This is a genomic window from Limosilactobacillus albertensis (assembly GCF_014145555.1).
GTDB classification, from domain to species: domain Bacteria; phylum Bacillota; class Bacilli; order Lactobacillales; family Lactobacillaceae; genus Limosilactobacillus; species Limosilactobacillus albertensis.
In genome coordinates, this window is sequence record NZ_JACIVD010000072.1 from 1 (window position 1) to 8,188 (window position 8,188).

Consider the following 8,188-nt stretch of genomic DNA (forward strand, 5'->3'; position numbering starts at 1 on the left):
CGGTATGTAATTGCTTATGACAGTACTACTAATACAGAATTAGGACGGACCAAGGTAAATGGAAATCTTGCTCGTCCCGATGTCGCAAAGGCTTATCCTAATGTAGTCAATGCTAAGGATGCCGGTTACCAAGCAACGATGAACAGTCTTGACTGGAGCAAGGTTAAGAATGTTGATGACCATCTTCAAATCGTTAGCCGTTACAGTAATGCTGCTAACGGTGAAGGAGACCACGTTGATTCTTGGTCGCAACCAATCAATTTAGATAAGAGCAACAATGCCTATCTTGATAATTTCAGTATTGTTAATAACCAATTACAAGTAACCGGTTGGAATGCCACTAATAAAGCATTGGGCAAGCATAACCATTACATCATCTTATTTGACCGGACTGCCGGTCATGAGTTAGCACGGCAAAAGGCAACAGCAGTTGCCCGTCCCGATGTCGCCAAGGTTTACCCGCAGGTAATCAATGCGCAAAACTCTGGTTTTAATGTTAGCTTCTCATTGGCTAATGTGGACTTAAATCATGAATTGCAAGTTATTAGTCGCTACAGTGATGTCCAAAATGGTGAAGGCAATAACGTTAATTATTGGTATGCCCCAAAGAAATTCACTCCAAACAATACCAGCAATCAAGGTAACCTTGATAACTTTAACCTTAGTAATGGGGAATTAACAGTTGCTGGTTGGCACGCTACTGATTATTCTCAAGTAGAAAGTAACCACTACTTAATTCTTTTTGATAAGAGTAACAATACTCAAGTAGCTTCAATAAAGGTTACTAATGTTGCCCGTCCAGATGTAGCGAAGGCTTATCCCGCCGTTCAAAGTGCTGGTCAGTCTGGTTTTAATGCTAGTTTTGGTAAAGTTAACCTAACTCCAGGTCACGCTTACCAAATCGTTAGCCGTTATTCAACTTTAGCTGAAGGCAATGGTGATAATGGACAAAGCAAGTTCACTGATTTCTGGTCAGCACCAGTAACATTAAACCAGCAGGCTTACAACATTGATAATTTCAGTGCGACTAAAGATGGCTTTAATGTAACCGGTTGGGTAGCTAGTGACCAGGCCATTAATAAGCAAAATCCATACTTGATTTTATTAAACAATGGCAAAGAAATTGCGCGGACAAAGTTAAGCTTAACTGATCGTCCCGATGTTGCCAAAGTCTACCCAAGTCTGTACAACTCGCAAAAGAGTGGCTTTAATGTTAACTTAAAAGTTGACCCGGCAGCAGCCAACGGTACCTTAAAGATTTTGCTTCGTTTTGCTGGTTCAACAGATGGTAATAGTAATTACAGTGATCAAGCTAGTCAAGATTACCCAACAAATATCGGGGATTTTGATAATGTTCAAGTGACCGCTAGTAATATTACAGTGAGTGGTTGGCGAGCAAGTAACTTAACAACGAGCAAGCCATATGAATATTTGATTGTTCTTGATAATGGCGGTAAGGAACTTTACCGTCAGCAAATTACTGATAAGGATATTACTCGTAACGATGTTCAAAATGTTTATTCATATGTTTTGGGAACTAATAAGTCTGGTTTTCAGGTTACGTTACCAACTCAGGCAAGTATGATGCATAAAGTGGTTAAATTAATTAACCGTTTAACAGATGACCCAAATGGGAACGGAAATTATATTGATGTTTACTCTGGTCCAGTGTCAGTATTTTCTGGTGCTCAAACGGAAGGAAAGAAGACAACTACTTATAATGCTGACGGTCAAATCATTGCAGTATATAATGATGCTGAGGTAATCAGTCAATTGCCAGAATTGCCAACAGGGTGTGAGATTACAGCAGTTACGATGATGTTGCGCTATGCAGGATATAATGTAAATAAGATTCAATTAGCAAACGAAATGCCTCGTAGTAATAATGGTGATTATGGATTTGTTGGAAATCCATTTAGTCCAAGTGGTTGGTGGATTTTCCCTACTGGTATTGCGCCGGTTGTTAATAAGTATGTTGGTCACAGTGATATCATGACTGGGGCTTCAATGGAACGAATTAAGGATAAGTTAAATCAAGGACACTTAGTTGTTGCGTGGGTTGCTAATGTTAATGGTTTTGTCAATCATGCGTTAGCGTTAACAGGCTATGATGCAAGCCGATTGTTCTACAATAATCCGTGGACTGGAAGAAAAGAAAGCATGACTTATGGCGAATTCTATCAGCATTGGAACGCGGATAGACAACGAGCAATTAGTTATTAAGATTAACTTTAATTGGTAGCACAAATAATCAAGATGGTTTACAATAAAGTGTAAGATATATGATCCTAAACGGAGGAATTATTAAATGAAAATAAAACGACTTTTACTAAGCAGCTCTGTTTTATTAATGACAACTTTAGGCTTAGCTGGTTGTGCAAGCAGTACAAACAAATCTGCTTCTAGTGACAGTTCGTCTAAAGTCAAGACTTCAAAAGTAACTGAGAGTCATAAAAACAGTACAAAAGAAAATAATTCTGCAAACTCTAGCAGTAAAAAGAATTCATCATCATCTAAGGTTAGTGATAATGATGTAGCCAAGATTGATTCCAACAGCAATTCAAGTACTTCTTCACAAGGAAGTAGTGTTAAGTCCAATGCTTCATCGCAGACTTCTACTAAGGCTGCTAACGGAACGGCAACTTCTGCTAGTCAGCAATCTACAAGTGGTACTAAGGCCAACCAAAGCAGTAATATTCAACTTGGTCTAAGTGATGTTGCAGTTTGGACAGATGAAAATGGTGTAACTCACCATGTTGATAGTGATGGTATGGATCGTCAGACTACAAATGGAAGTAACCAAATTACTTATAATGACTGGTCAGGTGATTTACCAAGTAACGCAAAGGTTGTTCAAGCACACTAATTTAATACAAAAAGAATGTACAAGGTGTAATTCTGGTACATTCTTTTTTATTAGATTTAATTTTTGTTACTTGCGTGCTAAAATAAATTGATTTACTAAGAATATAGGAGAACAATTAAATGGAAACAAAACGACATTTTAAATTGTATAAAAGCGGGAAGCAATGGGTAACCGCTGCAATTACTACGGTAGCAGTATCTACTGGAATATTAATGGGGGGGTAGTGAAAGCTGACACGGCGACCCCTACAGACGATCAGTCAATTACAACGACGACAAACTCATCAACAGCTAATGATGAAAAGCAGGAGCAGCCATTAAAAACTATTGATGCGGCAAAACAAGATGAGCAGCAAGACAATGGTTCAATAGAAAAGGTAGCACCGAAAGCTAGCGCTACTGATTCGCAAACATCTAATTACGATCATAACGATAATGGTAGCTATGGTGCTTTTGATTCTGTAACAGTTAATGATAATCAGCTTCATGTGACCGGTTGGCAGGCTACTAACCAAGCTACTCAGTATGGTAATAAAAATCGTTTCTTAATTGCAATTGGACATAATGAACAGGGACAACAGACAGAATTGGGACGAACAAAATTAGATAGTCAGACAATTATAGCTCGTCCTGACGTAAAGAACGTTCATAACGTTTACAATGCCGAAAATTCAGGCTTTAATGCTAACATTAAGTTAGATGTAAATAAGCTTCAAACTTACCGTAATGCCATTCAAATTATTAGCCGGTATAGTGGATCAGCTGATGGAAATAGTCAGTATATTGACTATGTTTCAGCACCAGTTGTTTTAAATCGGGATAATAATGCCTGGCTTGATGAAATGAAAGTAACTAATAATCAGCTTCATGTTTCTGGGTGGAATGCTACTAATAAAGCATTAGGTAAACAAAATCACTATCTTATTTTATTTGATCGTACCCTTGGTCATGAGCTTTCACGAGTAAGAGTTAATGGAGTAGCTCGTCCTGATGTTGAGGAAGCATATCCACAAGTAATTAATGCAGATATTTCAGGGTTTGATGCGAACTTCTCATTATCAAATGTTGACTTAACTCATCAATTACAAATCATTAGTCGTTATAGTGATGTAACCAATGGTGAAGGAAATAATGTTAATTACTGGTTTGCCCCACAACAACTAATGACTGCCAATCCAGCTAATCAAGGAAATCTTGACCAATTTAATATTAGTAAAGCGGGAGAAGTAACAGTTGCCGGTTGGCATGCGACAGATGCATCGAGTGTAGAGAATAATCGTTTTCTAATCCTATTTGATCAAACGGCTGGGCATCAAATTGCTTCTCTAAAGATTACTAATACTGCTCGTCCAGATGTTGCTAAAGTATACCCAAATATCAAGAATTCCCAAGATTCGGGCTTTAATACAACATTTAAAGTAAATCCTAGTGATATTATTTATGGTCACCAGTATTCAGTTGTAAGTCGTTATTCCACTGATCCTAATGGTAATGGAAATGATGGTAAGCATACGGATTACTGGTCAGCACCGATCACTCTAAATCACTCAGCAAATAATATTGACCAGCTTGGTGTTACTGATAAAGGGCTTCAAATTAGTGGATGGATGGCAAGTGATGCATCAGCTACACAATCCCATGCTTACATTTTAGTAATGAATAATGGCAAAGAAATCACTCGCCAAGAAGTTAAGTTGAGTTCACGTCCTGATGTAGCAAAAGCTTACCCATCAATGTACAACAGTGAATTAAGTGGCTTTAACACAACAATCGCACTTCCTAATGATATTGCTCAACTGAATAACTTACAATTGCTTCTTCGTTTCAGTACCGCAGCTGATGGTAATCCATATCTTAACCACCCCGTTACGGATCAATGGAGTGGGAAATATAATTTAACTGCTAATGAAGGTAGTTTTGATTATATCAAGGTTAATGGATCAACGGTTGAAGTCCAAGGCTGGCATGCAAGTAACTTATCAGCCGCAAAGCCATACCAATACTTAATTGTTCTTAACAATGGTAAAGAAGTTGGTCGTTCACTAATTATGGGCGCTGAAGGGAAGCTTAGTCGCCCAGATGTTAACCGTGTATATCCTAGTATTTTGAATAGTGGACAATCTGGTTTTGAGGGTTCAGTAGTCTTAGCTAACAACCTTAGAAATACTAAAGTACAATTAATTCACCGCTTTACTAATGATCCAGCTGGTAATGGTAATTATGTTGATTTAACTTCACCAGTGTTAACGATTGATAGTAACTATCAGACTGGTATCCTAAATACTAATTCAATACGTGCTAAGCTTGATATGACTGCTCAGCGGATTGCTCAAAAATTAATGGCTCAGCGTCAAGCAAAAGTTTTATATGATTGGACAAATCAAGATAATAATTATCAGGAATTGGCAATTCATGATATTGCTCAGGAATTAGCACAAGGCGACGTTAATAATGATGCTCAAGTTATTGCTAAAAAACTAAAAAATAATGCCTTACTTGATGGTAAAGTAGTATCTACAGCTATTTTTGATCTTCCCAAGACAATGGATTATGATCAAATTGCTGATAACTTTATCAATAATATTCCAAACAATTCAACTGTAAATAATAGTATCGTCGGTGTTGGGGTAGCTAATGATAAATTAGCAATTGTTCTCTTTGCACCCGGTACTAGTACGGTCACAGAACAAGCTACTTCTAAGTTAACTGCTAAAATTTCAGATGTATACAAACATGCAGGAGTTACTGTTGATGTCAAAAACGGGCTCACAAAAGGGGTAAATGTTGATAGTACAGATTTAGGTACAGCTCTTATACAACCAAGTGTAATGCTATTAAAAGGTGATAAGGGAACAATAATTAGTCTTGATACACTTAAGACCATTTTTGCAGCTTTACCAGGAAACACAACTGCCCTAGAAGGAACAAAGAACTATTATAATGGAAATGATGCTTACCATTATCAATTCTGGCTTGATGGTCAGAGTGCAGACGATAAGTTAAATAACTTCCTTGCTTTAAATAAGAACGCTAAGTATGGTGATCAACTAAAGGTAAATTACACGGCAACACTTGTATATGGTTCTGAGACAGGATCAAATACTGAAAACGTTGATGAGACACCAACTAGCAAAAAGTCTGCAGATGAAGTTTCATTAGCTTATCAAAATGGAACTGAAACAGGTGCACGTTATGAGACGGTAAAAGTAGATCCGATTCCGAATATGAAACAAGATACAATTCGTGGTGTTGATGTATCTAGTTACCTTGCACTGGTTAAGAATGGAGTTCAATTCTATGATTTTAATGGCCAACCAGCGGACTTAATGAAGGTTCTTTCTGATGCTGGAGTTAACTACATTCGAATTCGAATGTGGGTTGATCCATATAATGCTGCTGGTGAATCATATGGTGGTGGAATCGATGATGAAGCAACCGTTCTTCAAATTGCTAAAGACGCTAAAAAGTACGGAATGAAAGTCCTGCTAGGATTACATTACTCTGATTTCTGGGCTGACCCTGCAACTCAGCTAGTGCCAAAGCAATGGAAAAACTTAGATGATCAGGATTTAAATGCTGAAGTTTACCTTTATACGAAGAAGCTTGTCAATGACTTTGCTAAGGCTGGTGTTAATATCGATATGGCCCAGCTTGGTAACGAAATTACTAAGGGGATTCTTGGTGTTCATGATGAAAAATTAGGAGCTAATATTTGGCAAACAGAACCACAGGCAAGCCGAATTACTAGCTTATTAAGTTCAGCTTCCCGTGCTTTTCGTGAGGCTGCGCCAAAGACTCAATTAGCGGTTCATATTGAAACGCCTGATATGCATAATTATGATATGATTATGAACTCGCTAAAGATTCATGGTGTTGACTACGATGTATTAGGTTCTTCTTACTATCCATTCTGGGGATGGGGTGGTAATAATCCTGATAATATTGCCAATGTTGAAAAGATGGTCAAAGATAAGTATGGTAAGAAGTTTATGATCGCCGAAAGTGGTTGGCCATTTACCCTCCAAAACTCTGATGGAACACCAAATAATGTTAGCTGGGAGCCAGGTCACTACTCTGTGAGTCCACAAGGCCAAGTTGATGAAATTTCAGCAATGTACAAAGCAGTATTAAGTAACGACAATGGACTCGGTGCCTTTTACTGGGAACCAGCGTGGATTCCGGTAAAAGCCGGTTGGGATAACTGGGAATACAACAAACTGATGGGAGATGTTCAGGGCACTGGTTGGGCATCACTTAATTCTCGTGGTTATTACCCCGACTCTAAGATTATGTACCAAGGTAAGTCTGCTTCAGGTGGTACTTCATGGGACAATAATACGTTGTTTGATGATCATGGCTACCCACTTCAGTCACTAATGATGTACAAGGGCTTCCTAAATGGTTACCAATCTCCAGCAAGTGTTACTAGTAGTTTCACCGCTAAAATCAATGCCTTATATAAGACTGACGGTGTTGAGTTAACTAATCCGCTAAAGATTGGTGATAGTTTAGACATAAACGACATTCTTAGTAAGGATGGACAGCAACTACTAAATGGAATTGAAAATACTACAATCAGTGATGCCTCATTAAAAGCAATCTTTAATGACCTACAAGAGGGAATTAAGAGTCAAACTTATACTGATAAAGCTGGCAATAAGTATCATTATGAATTCTGGCTTGATGGTAACAACGCTACAGATAAGTTGAATAAGTTTCTTACATTAAATAGTAAAGCTATGTACGGTACTCCACTGACTGTAAATTACAGTGCTACATTGGTTCAGGATAAGCAAGTTGAAATGGCAACATCTTCTGTCAAAGCAACCGTTTCAGAGGTATATGGATTAGATGGTGTAACTATTGATTCGCCATTAAAGGTGGGTGATCCATTACCGAGTACTGATTTAGCAGTCATCCAGAAAGCTGTTGATTCTGCCTTAACTGGTGAAAAAGGGGCAGTAATTAGCAGTCAATCATTTAAAGACTTAGCAAAAGCTCTCCCAGGAACGTATGGTTCTACAGGTGCCTTATCTGGTAGTAAAGTCTATACGATGAAAGACGGCAACCAATATCACTATGAATATTGGCTAAAGACTGATGATTTACAAGATGCAAATAAAGATGCTAAATACGGTGATCCAATTAATGTAACTTACTCAGCATCATTAAAGTGGATTAATCCTAAAACTAAATAATTGATAGAAGGGACTGTGACATAAGTCCCTAATAATAAGCGGAGTTAGATGAAATCTTCGGATTTCATTTAACTCCGTTTTCCTTTAAAATATGTATTAGTAAAAGAAAAAGACACCGACCAGCC

At 37.8% G+C, this 8,188-nt stretch carries 4 protein-coding genes; all 4 read left to right on the plus strand.

All coding sequences use genetic code 11. The annotated features are described in order from the left end of the window. On the plus strand, positions 1–2,223 hold a 2,223-nt coding region (locus H5S41_RS10235; RefSeq protein WP_259395127.1), incomplete at its 5' end, for a C39 family peptidase. An 85-nt stretch (positions 2,224–2,308) separates the two neighbouring features. Beyond that, positions 2,309–2,866 (plus strand): CDP-diacylglycerol diphosphatase, encoded by a 558-nt coding sequence (locus tag H5S41_RS10240; protein ID WP_182603236.1) that lies wholly within the window; start codon positions 2,309–2,311, stop codon positions 2,864–2,866. 119 nt (positions 2,867–2,985) lie between these two features. After that, a complete protein-coding gene (locus tag H5S41_RS10245) occupies positions 2,986–3,090 on the plus strand; it encodes a KxYKxGKxW signal peptide domain-containing protein (protein ID WP_182603237.1) in 105 nt (34 codons plus the stop codon). After that, positions 3,090–8,063, plus strand: coding sequence for a glycoside hydrolase family 53 protein (locus tag H5S41_RS12110; RefSeq protein WP_182603238.1), 4,974 nt, complete (start codon positions 3,090–3,092; stop codon positions 8,061–8,063). The genes H5S41_RS10245 and H5S41_RS12110 overlap by 1 nt, the downstream gene beginning before the upstream one ends. The last annotated feature ends 125 nt before the right edge of the window (positions 8,064–8,188 follow it).